This window comes from Mesorhizobium sp. LNJC394B00, assembly GCF_000502555.1.
Taxonomy (GTDB): domain Bacteria; phylum Pseudomonadota; class Alphaproteobacteria; order Rhizobiales; family Rhizobiaceae; genus Mesorhizobium.
The window spans coordinates 2,080,666-2,097,596 of record NZ_AYWH01000002.1 but is presented as its reverse complement, the minus strand read 5'-3'; the positions used below and the strand labels follow the sequence as shown (position 1 = coordinate 2,097,596).

At 62.2% G+C, this 16,931-nt stretch carries 15 protein-coding genes; 6 read left to right on the top strand and 9 right to left on the bottom strand.

The window, feature by feature from the left end; all coding sequences use genetic code 11:
* Positions 1 to 37: 37 nt before the first annotated feature.
* From X751_RS149870 to X751_RS149880, 3 genes are all read right to left on the bottom strand, one after another.
* Positions 38 to 727 (bottom strand): TetR/AcrR family transcriptional regulator, encoded by a 690-nt coding sequence (locus tag X751_RS149870; protein WP_023688400.1) that lies wholly within the window; start codon positions 725 to 727, stop codon positions 38 to 40.
* A 69-nt stretch (positions 728 to 796) separates the two neighbouring features.
* Positions 797 to 2,224: an amidase gene (locus X751_RS149875; RefSeq protein WP_023688399.1), complete on the bottom strand. Its 1,428-nt coding sequence runs from the start codon at positions 2,222 to 2,224 to the stop codon at positions 797 to 799.
* A 97-nt stretch (positions 2,225 to 2,321) separates the two neighbouring features.
* Positions 2,322 to 3,356: an extracellular solute-binding protein gene (locus X751_RS149880; RefSeq protein ID WP_023744852.1), complete on the bottom strand. Its 1,035-nt coding sequence runs from the start codon at positions 3,354 to 3,356 to the stop codon at positions 2,322 to 2,324.
* 285 nt (positions 3,357 to 3,641) lie between these two features.
* On the opposite strand from X751_RS149880, the gene X751_RS149885 reads away from it, so the two are divergent.
* From X751_RS149885 to X751_RS149895, 3 genes are all read left to right on the top strand, one after another.
* Positions 3,642 to 6,617 carry a caspase family protein gene (locus X751_RS149885; protein ID WP_023688397.1) on the top strand — a complete coding sequence of 992 codons (2,976 nt, stop codon included), beginning with the start codon at positions 3,642 to 3,644 and terminating at the stop codon, positions 6,615 to 6,617.
* 443 nt (positions 6,618 to 7,060) lie between these two features.
* Positions 7,061 to 7,828: an NAD kinase gene (locus X751_RS149890; RefSeq protein ID WP_023681482.1), complete on the top strand. Its 768-nt coding sequence runs from the start codon at positions 7,061 to 7,063 to the stop codon at positions 7,826 to 7,828.
* A gap of 192 nt (positions 7,829 to 8,020) precedes the next feature.
* A complete protein-coding gene (locus tag X751_RS149895) occupies positions 8,021 to 9,637 on the top strand; it encodes a DEAD/DEAH box helicase (protein WP_031201721.1) in 1,617 nt (538 codons plus the stop codon).
* Between the two features lie 162 nt (positions 9,638 to 9,799).
* Here the strand turns inward: X751_RS149895 and X751_RS149900 are convergent, their stop codons facing one another.
* Positions 9,800 to 10,693 carry a LysR family transcriptional regulator gene (locus X751_RS149900; RefSeq protein WP_023715781.1) on the bottom strand — a complete coding sequence of 298 codons (894 nt, stop codon included), beginning with the start codon at positions 10,691 to 10,693 and terminating at the stop codon, positions 9,800 to 9,802.
* Between the two features lie 117 nt (positions 10,694 to 10,810).
* Between X751_RS149900 and X751_RS149905 the strand changes: the two genes are divergently transcribed.
* Positions 10,811 to 11,695 (top strand): NmrA/HSCARG family protein, encoded by an 885-nt coding sequence (locus tag X751_RS149905; RefSeq protein ID WP_023702467.1) that lies wholly within the window; start codon positions 10,811 to 10,813, stop codon positions 11,693 to 11,695.
* Positions 11,696 to 11,742: 47 nt separating this feature from the next.
* Positions 11,743 to 12,012: a DUF2798 domain-containing protein gene (locus X751_RS149910; protein ID WP_023667468.1), complete on the top strand. Its 270-nt coding sequence runs from the start codon at positions 11,743 to 11,745 to the stop codon at positions 12,010 to 12,012.
* 237 nt (positions 12,013 to 12,249) lie between these two features.
* Here the strand turns inward: X751_RS149910 and X751_RS149915 are convergent, their stop codons facing one another.
* The 4 genes from X751_RS149915 to X751_RS149930 form a co-directional block, all read right to left on the bottom strand.
* Positions 12,250 to 12,858, bottom strand: coding sequence for a hypothetical protein (locus X751_RS149915; RefSeq protein ID WP_023667469.1), 609 nt, complete (start codon positions 12,856 to 12,858; stop codon positions 12,250 to 12,252).
* 235 nt (positions 12,859 to 13,093) lie between these two features.
* Positions 13,094 to 13,744, bottom strand: coding sequence for an OmpA family lipoprotein (locus X751_RS149920; RefSeq protein WP_023667470.1), 651 nt, complete (start codon positions 13,742 to 13,744; stop codon positions 13,094 to 13,096).
* A 149-nt stretch (positions 13,745 to 13,893) separates the two neighbouring features.
* The gene (locus tag X751_RS149925; RefSeq protein ID WP_023667471.1) at positions 13,894 to 14,262 is read right to left on the bottom strand and encodes a GFA family protein; all 369 of its coding nucleotides are present in this window, start codon (positions 14,260 to 14,262) and stop codon (positions 13,894 to 13,896) included.
* A 146-nt stretch (positions 14,263 to 14,408) separates the two neighbouring features.
* Positions 14,409 to 15,299, bottom strand: a complete 891-nt coding sequence (locus X751_RS149930) for a LysR family transcriptional regulator (protein ID WP_023681487.1) — start codon at positions 15,297 to 15,299, stop codon at positions 14,409 to 14,411.
* Positions 15,300 to 15,402: 103 nt separating this feature from the next.
* Between X751_RS149930 and X751_RS149935 the strand changes: the two genes are divergently transcribed.
* Positions 15,403 to 16,272: an NmrA/HSCARG family protein gene (locus tag X751_RS149935; protein ID WP_023741412.1), complete on the top strand. Its 870-nt coding sequence runs from the start codon at positions 15,403 to 15,405 to the stop codon at positions 16,270 to 16,272.
* Positions 16,273 to 16,329: 57 nt separating this feature from the next.
* Here the strand turns inward: X751_RS149935 and X751_RS149940 are convergent, their stop codons facing one another.
* Positions 16,330 to 16,728, bottom strand: coding sequence for a hypothetical protein (locus tag X751_RS149940; protein WP_023708478.1), 399 nt, complete (start codon positions 16,726 to 16,728; stop codon positions 16,330 to 16,332).
* Positions 16,729 to 16,931 lie beyond the last annotated feature (203 nt).

The window sequence follows — 16,931 nt, the reverse complement described above, 5'->3', positions numbered from 1 at the left end:
TGCAGAGGACGCTTTCGTCGCTCGCAATGGCCGCATCTCACCCCAAGTCAAAATGCCGCGGAAAGGCCTGGTGCAGCAGGAGCAGCATGGTCTTGCGCAGCACGTCGGTGTCGCGGCTGGACGGGTTGAGATGGTCCCAATACCAGGCGCCATGCACCAGATAGTTCAGGCTCTCCGACAGCGTGTCTATGTCGACGCCGGTGTAACCGCCGCTGCGTGAAATCTCGATCAGCAGCTCGCGCGCTTCGGCCGTGTAGGCGAGATCGCTCGGCAGGCCGATTTCATTGTAGATCTGCATGCTCTTGCGGTCGCTGGAAAACACGACGAAGACCGAGACCCATTTCGGATGCTGCCGGGCAAAGCGCTGCGCGCAATCGACCGCGCCCAACACCCGCTCGACCGGCGACAGGCCGGGCGCCCGCACCAGCGTCAGCCACAGCGCGTCATATTGGTCGCTGAGATATTGCAGGACGGCCCGGAACAGGTTCTCCTTGCTGCGAAAATGAAAGACCACCAGTGCGTTGGACGAGCCGACATGCTCGGCAATGCGCTGCATGGTGACGCTGGCCAGCCCCTCCTCCGCGATGAGCTCGATGGTGGCGTCGATGATGCGCTGGACGCTCGCTTCGCCGCGCTCGCGCCGGCGGTCCTTGGGCGCGGCGTCGTTCGCCGCACCCTTGGCCGCCTTGCTTTTTCCCGCATCCGGAGTGGCTATGCGTTGCGCCATTGTCGTCAGGCCTTTCCCCGGCGGCCGAAACATCCCGCCGCTGTCTTGGCATGCCGGCGCCCTGCGGACTCACAGCGCCGGGCGTGTCCCGGCATTCGTGTACCACTGACCACGAGCCGTCTCATAGGCCATACCCGCCCGGAACACGTCAGCGTCGCTATAGGTGCGGCCGACAATCTGGATGCCTGTCGGCACGCCGTTGGCGGCGCGGCCCGACGGGATCGACAGAACCGGGCAGCGGCTCAGCATGTTGAACGGCGTCGTCATCACCCAGCCCAGCGACGGGTTCACCTCTCGTCCATTGATCTCGACCTTGCCTTTGGTCTGATCGAATTCCGCCGGCACTGCGGGAAGCGCATTGGTCGGGCAGATCAGCACGTCGTATTTTTCCAGCAAAGGCCCCAGCGTCAGGTACATCCTGGCCGCCACATCGAGCGTCGCGACAAAATCCGTCGCCTTCGACTTCTGCCCGTCCTGCGCGAACTGCCTGGCATAGCTGGTCATGTCCTTGCCGTTCTTGGCGAGCAGCGGCGACAGCGAGGCGCCGAAGAGATGTTCGAGATAGGCCATGCCGGCCTTGAGCACCTCGTCGCCCCAGCCGAGGTCCACCTCCTCGACGGTGGCGCCGAGCGAGCGGAACACATCGCAGGCAGCGAGCGTGTTCTTGCGCACGTCCGCATCCACCTCGAAGGACCCGAGATCCATGGAGAATGCGATCTTCCAACCCTTGATCGGCTTGTAGTCGAGCGGCAGGCGCAGTTTCGGGCGCAGCGTGGCGATGTCGAGCGGGCTCGGCCCGGCCATGACGTTCTGCAGCAGGATCGCATCCCCGACGTTTCGGGCCAAGGGCCCGGTGTGGCAGAAAAAATCGAGATTGAACGGCGGCTCATCGGGATTGCGGCCGTAAGGCGGCTTGAAGCCGACCAGGCCGCAGGCCGAGGCAGGGATGCGGATTGAGCCCGCTATGTCCGAGCCGGTTGCGATCGACGACGTGCCGGAGGCCAGCGTTGCCGCCGAACCGCCCGACGAACCGCCCGGCGTGAAATCCGGGTTCCAGGGGTTGCGCGTGACGCCCCAGCGCTTCGACCAGGTATAACCGGCGCAGCTGAATTCGGGCGTCGCGGTGCGGGCGTGGACGATGCCGCCGGCCTTCATGACACGCTCGTTCATGGTCGAGGTATGGCCGCCAATGGCGTCCCCGGACAGCAGCGAGCCATGCGAGGTCGGCTTGCCCTTGATGTAGCTCTCATCCTTGATGCCGATCGGCAGGCCCTCGAGCGCGCCGGTCCTGGCGCCTCTGGCGTATTTCGCCTCGGCTTTTCTGGCGAGATCCATCGCCTCGTCGAAATGCGTGAAGGTGAGGCAGTTGATCGTCGCCTTGGTTGCCTCGGCGCGGCGGATGGTGGCCTGCATCAGTTCCAGAGGCGACAGTTTCTTCGCCTTGAACAGCCGCAACGCCTCGCTGGCCGGCATGTAGCAAAGGTCGAGATCGGACATAAAAAATCTCCCGCGGCGGCTTTACGGCATCTGGCATTGGGGATGGCCGAGCCGCGATGCGCGGCCCGATGTTGGTCAGCTTCGGCCGGCGGCGCTGCTATTTCTGCAGATCGGTCCAGATCCTGGTGTAGAGCGCCTGGACGTCGGCGGGACAGGCCGACATGAATTGGCCCTTGTCGGCAAATTCGGCCGGAACATCCACTTCGGGCGCGCCCTTCATATCGGCCGGCAGGAAGGGCTCGGAGCCCTTGATGCCATTGGCGTAGTGCGCGAAGGCCGAGATCATCGCTGCATTCCTGGGGTCCATGATGAAATTCTGGAAGAGCTTGGCGTTCTCGACGTTCTTGGCATCCTTGAGCACCGCGACATTGTCCATCCAGATTGGAAAGCCCTCCTTGGGATAGCCGTAGACGATCTTGTCGTTCTCCAGCCGCTCGCGCAGCGATATGCCGTTCCAGTTGACGCCGGCGGCAATGTCGCCCCTGCCGAGACCGTCGACGGCCGCATAGTCGAGCGACAGCCATTTCGCTTTCGCCTCGATGAGCTTGTCATGCACCTTTTTCAAAAGCACCTTGTCGTCGGTGCAGTACTTACCGCCCTCATAGGCAATGGCGAGGAACATGATGTCTCCCATTTCGGGCGCGACATTGATCTTGCCCACGAGTTCCGGCGGCGGATCGAGGAAAATCGCCGAGGTGTTCGGATCGCCCGCATAGACCGATTTGTTGACCGAGATGCCGGTCGTGCCCCATTGCCACGGCACCGAATATTTGCGGCCGGGGTCGAACGGCACGTCGACCCATCTCGGATCGACGTTTCTAAAGTTCTCCATCGTGTTGGGATCGGTTTCCAAGAGCAGGCCTTCGCTGATCCAGATCGGCATCACGCTGGCCGATGGAACGACGATGTCATAGCCGGAAGCGCCCTGGCGGACCTTGGCCAGAGCCGTATCGTTGGAGTCGTAGTCGGTGACGGTAACCTTGACCTTGTAGGTTTCCTCGAACTTCTTGATCAGGTCCGGGCTGGTGTAGTTGCCCCAATTGTAGATTTGGAGTTCGCCCTCGGCGCGGGCAATGCCGGTCATCGCCAGCAGCGACAGGCCGAGCGCCGTGGCGGTCGATTTCAACTGCATGCTTGTGTCTCCCATTGTTGGGACCGGCGGGATTGCGCCTCGAGTCCCTAAGTTCCCTTCGTCCTGGTGATCATTCACCGGCGAATGCCGGCTGACCAACTCGGTATCTCGGGCAACGGTATTAATTACTAAACATACAGTCAATATCTTTTAGCGACACAACTGCATCATCGGCACCGGCAGTGCGCCGGCGAAGCCGACATGATATGGTCAAGGTTGGGCCATTGATGAATTGGGGCAAGCCGTGGCGTGAGCGCCGCAGCCTGCAGGGCTTGGATCACGGTCATGCGCCTTTTTCTGGCGGTCGTGCTGCTGATGACCATGGCGCTCTTCTCCGCTGCGCGCGGCGAAGAGCGGATAGCGCTGGTTGTCGCCAATCCGGCCTCTGAGGGCTCACCGGCAATCGCCAACGCCGACCTCAGTGCCGAACTCGTTGCAGCGACACTACGATCGCTTGGCTTCACCGTCCGGCAGGTGTCGGATGGCGACCGCGCCGATGTCGCGCGCGCCATGCATGATTTCGCCCAATCCCTGGCCAAACCGGACTCCGTCGGCATCTTCTACTATGTCGGCCACACCGCGCAGGCCAACGGCAGGAACTATTTACTGACGCGCGGCACCCGGATCGATTCAAAGGAAACGGTCGACCAGACGGCATTGCCCCTCGATCTGTTCATGCAGGCGCTCGAGGCAACCCCGACATTGAAGGTGGTTCTGCTCGACAATCCCGGCGATGGCCACAACCCTACTTCCGGCGTGATGCAGGGTCTGGCGGCGGTCGATCCCCTCACCCACGCCATCGTCGCTCTGTCGGCCAAACCCGGAACCGTTGCACTGGACGAAGCCCGCCCCGTCACCGTATTTGCCGATGCGCTCACCGCTGCGCTGGTCAAGCGCGGCGCGGACATAGCCATCATCCTCGCCTCGGTCAGGCAAACCACTATCGACAAAACGTCAGGCGCCCAGTGGCCATGGATGGCATATGGCCGCTCGGCAGACGCTGCCTTTGTGCTGACGCCGGACCAGGTGGCCGGCGCGGCACCGGCGCTGCCGCTTGTGCCGGAACCGGCACCGCCGGCGATGGCGAGCGGCGGCTACATCTCCGGGAGTGGCGGTTGGGAGCCTGATGGCAGCGACTACGCCGATGGCAGCGGTCAGGAGCCCTACCCCATGGACGTTGCACCGGGCTCCGGCAGTCCCGATGCCGCGATGGGCGACAGCGCCAAGGAGGCGGCGCTCTACGAGGAATACAAACGCCAGGAACAGCAGCGCCAATTGCAGGAAGAGCAGGCTCGGCAACGATACGAAGAGGAAAAGCAACGTCTTGAAGACGCAGCTGTGGCCGCTGCCCAGAACAATCTCGGCGGGACCTATCCGCAGGATGGCGGAGCCACCGGCGCCGAACCGCCCCCCGATAAGGCAGGGATCCCCCCTGAGGACGGCATGACATCGGCCCCGCCACCCGCGACCGGCGCCGAAAGTCCGCCGGAGGCGCAGGCGCCACCGAAACCAGCGCCGCCGCCCATCGACCAGGCGCAAAGCCCTCCTTCCGGCGGCGCCCTTCCACAACCCGAGACGGGCGCTGTCGAGGTGGTGCGCCATCCAACCATCGATGCGCCGGATGAGATTGTCGCCGGCGAGACGGTGACCGTTTCGATCGCCCTTACCGAAGAGCAATTCACGCCCGAAGTGAAGGTGAAGGCAGCGCCGGGCTCGTCGGTGACGGAAGATGGCGCCCTGGCCATGGCGATGCCGGCGGGAACCGAGCAATGGCCGATCGATATCGATCTGTTCGCCTCCGGCTTCGATCTCGCTGACGGCGGCAAATGGAGCCGACGGACGACGCTCTACCGCCAGGGCGACAGCGACTTCGTCCGCTTCGACGTCAAGGCGCGGCCGATCGCCAAGGACAGCAAGCCGGCCCAGTTCATCGCGCGCATCTACAGCGCCGGGAGGTTCCTGGGATCGGCATCGCGGTCGGTTATCATTCGCCGCACCGCGCCTGTCGAGGCAGCCGCTCTGAGCGCCACAGCCGAACGCTCCGCAGCACCTGCCATGCTGATGCTGGCCGCAGCGGCGCCGCAGCCGGCGGTAACTGGCAATGTGACGCTCGGCGGCGCAGCCGGCGATGACGTCCCCGATCTCGACGTGACCATCCTCTATGACGATCCGAGCGGGCTGGGTTCGGGGCAGATCATCATCCATTCGCCGCATCTGGCCGGTCCGGTGACCGATACGTTCTCGACGCCACCTGAGATGGCGGCATGGCTGGACTCCGAATACCGCCGCCTGCTGCAGCTCGGATTGAGCCTGCGCGGCGCCGTTTCGCTGCAGCAGCCTGCCGCAAGCAGCGATACGGGGGCGCAAAAGCGCTTTGTCACGCTCGCCGCCGAAGGTTTTGGCGATGCGCTCTACCGCGACTATGTGCCGAAACCGTTCAAGGACGTGTTCTGGTCGCTGCGCGGCAAAGGCGAACTCCATTCGATCCAGATCACCTCGAACAGCCCGACGCTGCCCTGGGAATTGATCCGCCCGCGCAGCGCCGACGGCGCCGTCGCCGACGGTTTTCTCGGCATGGGCTACCGGCTGGCGCGCTGGGCTCCGCGCAGCAGTGCCTCACAGGTCGACAACCCGCTCGACCGCATGACCTTCACCGGCGTCGCGGCCGTCGCGCCCTCCTATCTCGACAAGCGCTCGCTGCGCTTTCAGCAGGACGAGATCGCGGCGCTGAGCAAGCTTTACGGCTACCGCCGCTTCGATGGCGATTTCACCTCTTTCGAGAAACTGGTCGGTGAAGTCTCGACCGGTTTCATTCATTTCTCCGGTCATGGCGAGGTCAACCAGCCGAGCAGTGGCCGGCCGGTCTTTGCCATCGATCTCGTCGACCAGTCGCTCGACCCCGATACATGGGCCGCGCTGGTCGCGGCCGCGCATGGCAAGGGCAATCCGTTCTACTTTTTCAACGCCTGCGACACCGGCCGTTCGCAGATGCTCGGCGGCTTCGTGCAGGGCTGGGGTCCGGCGGTGCTGGCGGGCGGCGCTTCCGGCTTCATCGGCGGCATGTGGCCACTGACCGACCGCGCGGCAGCGGCCTTCTCGACCGATTTCTATGGCGGCATCAGCACGCGGATCAAGGACGGGCCGGTCTATCTGGCCGAGATCCTGCAGGATGTCCGCAGAGAATTCTACCGGACCGGCGATCCGACCTATCTCGCCTACACATTCTACGGCAACGCCAATCTGAGGATTGTCGGGCAGTAGGCGACGGATCGTCGTTGGCGGATTGGCTTCGCCTACAATGCGTTTTGCGGGCATGGCACGCCGGCGCCGCCGCAGCGTGAGGCCATCGGCCTGGAGCTCATGTCTTCGGACTGCCGCACAAGCTCCGCAAAGAGAAGGGCGAAACTTCCCATCACAAGGAAGACGATAATCAGGCGTGTCACCGGCAATAGACAGGTCTCGACTGGCTAGCCCCCAGCCACCCATCCTCTGTCGGCTAACATGATCGATCAGGCTTTACGAGTGCTTAAGCTCGCACTTAACCATCACATTCGCCGTTCCGGCGACATGAAGCGCGAGCCGCCGATTTCGTTTCGCCGCGGCCGCAACTGGCCCGGACGATGCCTCCCTTTGCAGATGCGCTTGCCCATGCTACCCCACGCAACCGCCGCCGACCGCCATCGGCCGACCGCCATCGGAATGTCATGAGCAAAGCCAATCTCGCCTTCGTCTCCTCCGACACTGCCGATGCCAAGGCGGCGATGGAGAGCCTGTCGGCCCGCTATGGCCAGGCATCCTTCGACGACGCCCAGGTGGTGGTGGCACTGGGTGGCGACGGCTTCCTGCTGCAGACCTTGCGCGACACGATGAGCACGGGAAAGAAGGTCTACGGCATGAACCGTGGCACCATCGGCTTCCTGATGAACGAGTACCGCGTCGGGGGCCTCACCGAGCGCATCGCGGCCGCCGTCGCCGAAACGATCCGCCCGCTGGAAATGCTGGCGTTGACGCATGAGGGCGAGACGGTTTCGGCACTCGCCATCAACGAGGTGGCGCTGTGGCGTCAGTCCTACCAGACGGCAAAGATCCGCATCACCGTCGACGAGCAGGTCCGCATCGAGGAACTGAACTGCGACGGCGTGATGATCGCGACGCCGGCCGGCTCCACCGCGTACAATCTTTCGGCGCACGGGCCGATCCTGCCGCTGGATGCGCCGTTGCTCGCGCTGACCCCGGTCAGCCCGTTCCGGCCGCGCCGTTGGCGGGGTGCCTTGTTGTCAAACAAGGCGACCGTACGCTTCGATATTCTGGAGTCGGAAAAGCGCCCGGTGAACACCGCCGCCGACCACACCGAGGTCAAGGCGGTGGCTTCCGTAACGGTCCGCGAATCGCCGACTGCGACGGCAACGCTGCTGTTTGATCCCAACCATTCGTGGAACGAACGCATTCTCGCCGAGCAGTTTCGCTATTGAGCCGGCGCAAAGAGTGACTACCTAATTAAGCATCGCGATTAAGCTTACGTTTTCACAATCGTGCCAATCCCGCCCGTTTCTGTTGACAAATCGCGGGCTTGCGCCTAATCGCAATACCAATCTTGCAGGCACGCTGTGCTTGCCGCGACGGATGCCGTTGCGCTTCCCCGAACCAGCCAAAGACAGCAACTCTTGTCCTCAGACACCACGACCGCTCTAGAAGCGTTGACCTTTTCAGACCTCGGCCTGTCGCCCAAGGTCCTTTCCGCAGTCACCGATGCGGGCTACACCGTGCCGACGCCGATCCAGGCTGGCGCCATCCCGCATGCCTTGCTCGGCAAGGATATTCTGGGCATAGCACAGACCGGCACCGGCAAGACGGCTTCCTTCGTGCTGCCGATGCTGACCCGCCTCGAAAAAGGCAGGGCCCGTGCCCGCATGCCGCGCACGCTGATCCTCGAGCCGACGCGCGAGCTCGCCGCGCAGGTCGAAGAGAATTTCATCAGATACGGCAAGAACCACAAGCTCAACATCGCGCTGCTGATCGGCGGCGTCTCCTTCGACGAGCAGGACAAGAAGCTGGAGCGCGGCGCCGACGTGCTGATCGCCACGCCCGGCCGTCTGCTCGATCACCGCGAGCGCGGCAAGCTGTTGCTCAACGGCGTCGAGATCCTCGTCATCGACGAGGCCGACCGCATGCTGGACATGGGCTTCATCCCCGACATCGAGCGCATCTGCGAGATGATCCCGTTCACCAGGCAGACGCTGTTCTTCTCAGCGACCATGCCGCCGGAGATCACCAAGCTCACCGAGAAATTCCTGCATGCGCCGGTGCGCGTCGAGGTGTCCAAGGCGGCATCCGCTGCCACCAACATCATCCAGCGCCTGGTCAAGTCCGGCTCCAAGCCGTGGGACAAGCGCGAGACGCTACGCAATCTGATAAAGGCCGAAGACGCCGAGCTGAAGAACGCTATCATTTTCTGCAACCGCAAGGTCGAGGTCGCGGAGCTGTTCCGCTCGCTGTTGAAGTATGACTTCGACGCCGGCGCCCTGCATGGCGACATGGACCAGCGCGCCCGCATGCAGATGCTGGCCAATTTCCGCGATGGCAAATTGCGCTATCTCGTGGCGTCCGACGTCGCTGCGCGCGGCCTCGACATTCCCGACGTCAGCCACGTCTTCAACTACGACGTGCCGATCCACGCCGAAGACTATGTCCACCGCATCGGCCGCACCGGCCGCGCCGGACGCTCGGGCAAATCCTTCACCATCGCCACCAAGTCCGACACCAAATACATCGACGCCATCGAGCGGCTGATCGGCAACAAGATCGAGTGGCATGACGGCGACCTGTCGACCGTGGTCGCCAGCGAAGGCGGCGAGGACGAAGCGCCCCGCCGTGGCCGTGGCGCTCCGCGCCGCGCCGGCCGCAAGGACGAGGACCGCAAGGTCCATGATCGCAAGGACGGTGGCGAGCGCAAGCCGCGCGAACGCCATGCCAAGCGCAGCGACGACGCGCCGGCGGCAGATGCCGCACGCGAGGAACAGCCGGCGGTAGCCGAGGCCGCGGTCGCCGACATCGGCGAACGGCATCAGCGCAAGGAAGCGATTCGCTCCGAAAACAGCGACCGCAAGGTCTCCGATCGCAACAACGAGAACCGTGCCCCGGAACGCGGCGACACAAGGCCGCAGCGCGCCAGCGGCAACAGCCGCCCTGCCCGCGGCAACAACCGCGGTGAAGACAATGACGGCACCGTCGGCTTCGGCGACGACATGCCGGCCTTCATGAAGATCGTCGCCAAGGTCTGATCCCATGAGCCGCGGCGTCCCGAGGACGCGCGGCTTGCCTGGACGCGACGGGGATGTGAGATCTGGAGCCCGCTCCAGGATCGGCGCCATGCGCGGTAACTGCAAAACAGGCTCGATCTACCCGATCGCTTCCGGTCTGGAGGCTTAAATAGCCCGTCGATGCTACAGGCTTTTCAGTTCCAGGCGGGATGCCAATAAATCCAGAAACGCCCGAACCTTGGCCGAAGATGACCGGCCTTCCTGCCACAAGGCATGGATCGGCACCGGTGCCGGCTCGAATTCCGTCAAAACCAGTTCGACGAGACCGTCGTCGACCAAATGTCTTATCTGCCACAGAGGCGAGAAGCCCAAACCCAGTCCGTGGATTGCGGCGGCATAGACCGAGGTCATCAGATTGGAGCGAAAAGTGCCTGCGACCTTCACGGTCCGGGGTTTCCCGTCGATCTGAAACGTCCATTCACCTGGACGCTCGTTAGCGGTTCTGATGATGCAACTGTGCTCACTCAGCTGGAAGGGATGGGCCGGCCGGCCACACCGCGCGAAATAGGAAGGCGCGCCGAACACAACGCGCCGCAACGCCCCCAGGCGTTTGGCTTTCAATTTGGAATCCGGCAAATCGCCGATGCGTATTGCCAGGTCGAGACCTTCGGCGCCAAGATCGGCAAATCCATCGGAAAGTTGAAGATCGACCTCGACCCGGGGAAATGTCCGCATGTATTCCGCGATGACAGGCATCAGGACGTTCGGGCCAAACAGAACCGGCGCCCCGATGCGCAGGACGCCTGCCGGCTCCGATCGTTGATTGATCGCCTGAAGTCTTGCGTCGTTTATTTCGTCAACCGCGGGTTTGATCCGGTTGAAAAAGGCTGCTCCGACTTCACTCGGTGTCGAGCGACGCGTTGTCCTGTGGATCAGCTCGACGCCGACTGATTCCTCCAGTGCCGCCAGGGACCGGCTGACCGACTGCAGCGAGCGGTTCAGCCGATGTGCGGCAGTCGTCAGACTTCCATGCTCGACGATCGCGATGAAAGCCTCGAAATCGTCCATCCGGCTCATGCATTCTCCCGACATTCGACATAATATATCGCAAAAACGGGTAATTGTAACGACACTTGCGACGTCGTACCTCTGCAAGTTGTCCCGCGAGGACAGGCTTGATGGAAGGAAATCGTCATGCAAGTAGCCAATCCAACTGTTCTGGTCGTTGGTGCCACAGGCCGAGTTGCGGGACTTGTCGTGCCTGAACTTGTCCGCCGCAATGCCAATGTTCGAGCGCTCGTTCGCGACCCTGCGAATGCCGAAAAGGCCCGGAAGCTAGGGGCATCCGAGGTTGCGACAGGAGATTTGCGAAATCGTCAGAGCCTCGAAAGGGCGGTCGAGGGCGTCGACGGCGTCTTTCACATTGGGCCGGCTTTTGCTCCCGATGAAGCAGCCATGGGCGTTGCCATGGTTGAGGCCGCCACGCGAGCAGGAGTTCGAAAGTTCGTCTTCTCGTCGGTGATCCAGCCTACCAATACGCGACTGAAGAACCATGCCAGCAAGGTGCCTGTCGAGGCTGCTCTCTACTCGACGACGATGGAATATACGATTCTGCACCCTGCCAATTTCATGCAGAACCTCGCAGCGGCCTGGCCGTCCGTCGTTGAACATGGTGTTTTCTCGGAACCGTTTCCAAAGACGGCGAAGCTGGCCCGCGTCGACTACCGCGACGTCGCTGAGGTGGCGGCGATCGCCCTAACCGAAGCGCGATTGTCCTACGCGACCCTCGATCTGTGCGCTGACGGCATGCACAGTCGGGAAGACATCGTTGCGATGATGAGTGAGGAACTTGGCCGACCCATCTCTTCTGGTGAGCCGACATTTGGCGAGTGGGCGGCCGAGGCACGCCTTCCCTACAATGACCGCCAAATGCAGGTGCTGGCCAAAATATACGCCCACTATGCCCACTATGGCCTTGGCGGAAACAGTCTGACATTGCGCGCCGCCCTGGGCCGCGAACCGCGTTCGTTGCGCGGCTTTATTCGGAACCTGGCCCAGCAAATGGCGCAGGCCGCCTGACTGCGCCCAGCCGCGCATACTTTCACTTTTCGAGAAGGAGATAGGTGATGCGACCGTCATCCCACAAGGTTTTGAAATCGAGAAAGCTACCGGCCTCTTACAATGCGCTGGTGATGCCATTCGTTCTTTCCATCCTGATGTCGTGCATTGTTTCCGCGGTAGCGACGCTGATCAATGCGGGCTGGACAACCGGTTTCGTGGCGACCTGGCCGTATGCATGGGGAGCATCATGGCTAGTGGGCTTTCCAAGTCTGCTGCTGGTCTTGCCGATCGTGCGCCGTATCGTTGCGGCAATTGTCGATCAGCCGACCTCGTAGGCCTTGATTACAGGGGCCGATATGCCAAGCAAAACGGCCCTTGCGGGCCGCTTCTACCTTCGACTGACGGCTCGCAGCGCCATTGTCGGGTTCCGCGACCAGATACCTGTCTTCATGCGGGCAGCCTTCATGCGCGCCAGCCCTCATGCCGATCGTCCTCCGAGCCTGATCCCGAGCGCCCTCAAATGGCAGCCGGCCGGCTTGCACTCTTGGCAAGCTCCTATCCTGGCCCGTCCGTCACATCGGGCCGGGCATCATCTTGGTCGGTTTTTCCAGCATCGGAAACTCTGCCTTGCTGCATTTCACGTTCGGGTTGGTCGGACTGAACATGCCGTTCGGATTGTCTCTGAACAGCCAGGCATGAAGGTCGTAGTGGACGAACTCCCTCGGAATGAGCGGATAGTGCCCTTCCATCGGTCCCATGAAGGTCTGGCCAAATAGTTTTGGAGGTTCCTTGGTGTCTGGCGTCAGGGGCATCAGCCATTCCACGCCAACCAATTTCAAGCCTTTCTTGGTCGGCTCGTAGATCAGCACATTGGGGCGCATCGGATCGAGTTTCTGACCGACACTCGGAACGTTGACGAAATGGATGCCCATAGCGCCCTTCGGATAGTCCATTGCGCCCTCGATCCTGTCCCCGCTGTAATAGACACACCCGACAGTCGACAGATAAAGGTCGCGGACGGCGACAGTGTAGTCCTCATATTTGGCGAGCGATTTCTTCAAAGCTTCGATGTCGGCTTTGTTGGCGTCCTCGGCTCGAGCCGTGGCGGCTGCGCACCAAGCTGAGACCAGACCTGTCAAAATGAGGACGCCGCAACGCCCAAGACGAGCTGTTCTTGTCATGCATTCCTCCCAGATTTCCTTATCTGGCCGTGCAGGACCGGGGCCGACTAAGTGACTGCGCGGCCGTTTGTATCGCCCCATCCCCTCTGGAACCGCACCAATGCTAATCCCTTCCAAGGTCTCCGGAAAGGGATTATTAGAAATCTCTAATGCATTAGACCTTTTGGCGGACCACAGGAGCCCAAAAAGAAAGCGGCCCTTGCGGGGCCGCCTTCGCATTTCGATGCCGACCTGATCAGGTCAGCGGCGAAAGCTGGATCTCGACGCGCCGGTTCTGCGCACGGCCGGCCGCCGTTCCATTGGACGCGATCGGACGGGTCTTGCCGAAACCGGTGACGGCGAAGCGGCGCGAATCGACACCTTGGCCCGAGAGATAGTTGGCGACCGCCAATGCACGGCGCTGCGACAGATCGAAATTGTGTTCGTCGCCGCCGGTCGAATCGGTGTGGCCGAACACGTCGACCGTGGTCTGCTTGAACTTCTTCAGCACCAGCGCAACCGAGTTCAGCACCTGGTAGAAGCCAGGCTTCACCGCATCCTGGTCGACGTTGAAAGTAATGTCGGACGGCATGTTGAGGATGATCTGGTCGCCGGTGCGGGTGACGCTGACGCCGGTGCCTTCGAGCTGGCGGCGCAGTTCAGCCTCGTTCTGGTCCATGGTCGCGCCGATGGCGCCGCCGGCCAGCGCGCCGATACCGGCGCCGATCAGCGCGTTGCGGCGGTCATTGCCGCCGGCAAGCAGGCCGAGGCCCGCGCCCGCCAGGGCACCAAGGCCGGCGCCGGCTGCGGTGTTCGAAACCTTCTGCTCGCCGGTGTACGGATCGGTCGTGGTGCAGGCACTCACCAGCACAGCCGTCGCAACGGCGACGAGCACAGTCTTTTTCATAGAATCGTCCCTCTCCAAAGCGCGGCCTTTGCGCTCGCGCATATAAGCCCTTCTCGGGTCTTGTAACATGAAATGCGGCGAAAAACCGAGCGGCGAAAGCGGCTTTTCCCCGCTCGCGCCACTCTTCCGCTTCGGTGGCTGGTGCTGGCCTACCAGAGGTTCTTGCCGTCAATGACGACCACCTCGACCTTATCGAGGTCGAAATCGTCGAACAGCCGCGAATTGACTGATATCTTGGGATTGTCGAAGTCCGGTTTGCCGGTTGACCAGTCCGGCGTTTCGGTGAAGGTGCCGCAGCCGCAAATGGCGCAAAACCCGTGTTTGACGGTCTTCGATCCCCATTGATAGAAGGAAACGTTTTCCGGCGAGCTGGTGAGCTTGAATTGCGACGGAACGTAGTAAGCCCACAGCGAACCGCGCTTGGAGCAGAACGAGCAGGTGCATTGTGTTACCGTCTCGGGCGCCTGCGAAACCTCGAACGTCGTCGCCTTACAATGACAGCTGGCCTTGATGGTCATGAAAAGCTTTCCTCTCCGTTGCCGCCACCCATGCGGCAAGGCACCATAAAGGAAGGCTCCTGACAACTGTCTGTCAGCAGGCTCTGATCGATCGAGCCGAGCGGCGCTCTGGCCGAAGCGGACCCGTCGTCACCTCCCAATCGTCGTCACCTGCCGATATAGGCGGCCAGTTCGTCCGGCGTCCCGTTTGGGAAAGCCTGTTTCAGAAAATCCAGGAACGCCGACACGCGCGCGCTGAGCAGCCGCCGCGACGGGTAGAGCGTCCATAGAGAAATTTCGGGGCCGTCGATATCCCCCCAATTCACCAGTGTGCCGTCAGCCAGGTCGTGGGCCACCAACGAAATGGGAAGCCGTCCTGCGCCGATGCCGGCTCGCACCGCATCCCGGACCATGATGAGCGTCGACAAGGCGAGGACCGGCTCGATTCTAAGTGTTGCCCGGCCACCTGGTGTCTTCACCTGCCATGTTTGCCGCTCGCCTGTCCCGCGCGCAACGCCAGGAGCGGCGAGCCCATCGGCCGGGCGAGGAAGGTCCGGGCTCGCCACAACGACCAGGCGGTCGCGGAGAAACGCCCGTCCGACCAGGCTTTCATCGGGATCCGGATTGACCCGGATTACCAGATCGTAGCCTTCCTCGATCATATCGACATGCCGGTCTTCGGTGGTCACTTCAAGCCTCACCTCAGGATACCTCAGGGCAAATCCCGCAGCGATCCTCCCCATTGCAGTCTGCGAAAAATGCAAAGGCGCGCTGATCCGCAATCTGCCCTTGGGTCTCTGACCGCCCGAGGCAATCGCCGATGCCGTCTCGTCCAGCTCGGCAAGCAACGCCCCCGTCCGCTCGAAGAGCGCCCGTCCTTCTTCGGTCAGCTTCAGGTTACGCGCACCCCGTTCGAACAGACGCAGATCGAGACTGCTTTCCAATTCGCCAACGCGCCGGGACAACGTTGCCTTGGGCCGGCCGGTGGACCTTGCCGCTTTGCCGAAGCCGCCATGGCGAGCCACGAGGTTAAAATCGGCAAGGGCTAAAAGATCCATGACTGTCCCACCAGTGAGACGACGTGTCTAAAATTGCCGTCTACTGGGCTCTTTTTGAGCCACACATATTGGGACTGTCAAGCAACCCAACAGGAGAAATTCCATGACCATTCTCGTTACCGGCGCCACCGGCAATATCGGCCGCCAAGTCGTCGAACAGCTCGCCAAGCGCGGCGCCGATGTGCGTGCTCTCGTGCGCGATCCGTCGAAAGCCAGTTTTCCGGCAGGCGTATCGGTCGTGCAAGGCGACTTTCTCGATGTCGATTCGCTGCGCAAAGCCATGTCTGGCGTTTCCACGCTGTTTCTCTTGAACGCCGTGGTGCCGGACGAATTCACCCAGGCTTTGATCGCCTTGAACGTCGCCCGATCGGCCGGCATCGAGCGGATCGTCTATCTCTCGGTAATCCACGCTGACGTCTATGTGAACGTGCCGCATTTCGCGGGCAAGTTCGGCGTCGAGCGAATGATCGAGCAGATGGACTTCAAGGCTACGATCTTGCGCCCGGCCTACTTCATCCAGAACGATCTGACGGTCGAAGACGTCATCACCGGCTACGGTACCTACCCAATGCCGATCGGCCCCAAGGGTCTCGCCATGATCGATGCCCGTGATATCGCCGAGGTCGCCGCTCTTGAGCTGCTGCGTCGCGAACGGTCCAAGGAGCCGCTTGCGTTCGAGAGGATCAACCTCGTCGGTCCGCAGACATTGACCGGGACGGATATTGCCGCAATCTGGTCAGACGTACTCGCCCGCCCGATCAGCTACAGCGGCGACAATACGGAGGGTTTTGAGCAAAATCTCAAGCAGTTCCTGCCCGCCTGGATGGCCTACGACATGCGCCTGATGGGCGAGCGTTTCTTCACCGACGGGATGCTGCCCGAGGCCGGCGACGTCGAGCGCCTGACGGCACTTCTGGGTCGCCCACTGCGCCCGTATCGCGACTTCGCCTCGGCACTCGCTGCTTCCGTCTGACGCAAGCGCCTTCAGCACCACCAAGGCCGGCCTTCCGATGAGAACTGCCAACAGAACTCAGTAGGAACGCGGTGGCACGAACAGGCAGATCGTCTTGCCTGCGTCGAGGCCGGCCTGATGCGCGCACCAGTGGAAATCGCCGTCGGGTGAGTCCTTGACCCGCTTGTCGCTCATCGGAACGACCTCCCCCGTTCCGGCGATGACATAGCCCTCCGGCTTTTCCAGCACCTCGCCGGTATGGGTGGTGCGGCAGTCGTAGTTTGCACAGCAGGCGAAGGGATAACTCCAGCCTTGCGGCTTCGCCGCCGTGGGTTTGGCGTCATGGGCGAAGGCGGGTGCGGTCAGCACCGCCATCGCAAGCATCGCGATGGCAAAGATCGGGGTCACGAACAAGGAAAACAGGAGTCGGCCAGCCGGTTGAACGGCTCTGGCCGATCGGAGAGTGGCAGCAGACATGGAAGCGTTCCTTTCAAACGAGCATCAAGCGTTTCGCTTGCCCGTTCCCGGAACGTGTCTTCCCAGTGGCCGGATCGTCAGGTCGCAGATATGCCGCGTCCGGCCATACATGCTTTTTCTCTTCCAGCCCTCGGATGCTGGGCTGATTCCTAGGCTGGCGCAAGAAGTTGCTGCGCGAAGCCGCACATCTACGCCGCTATCTG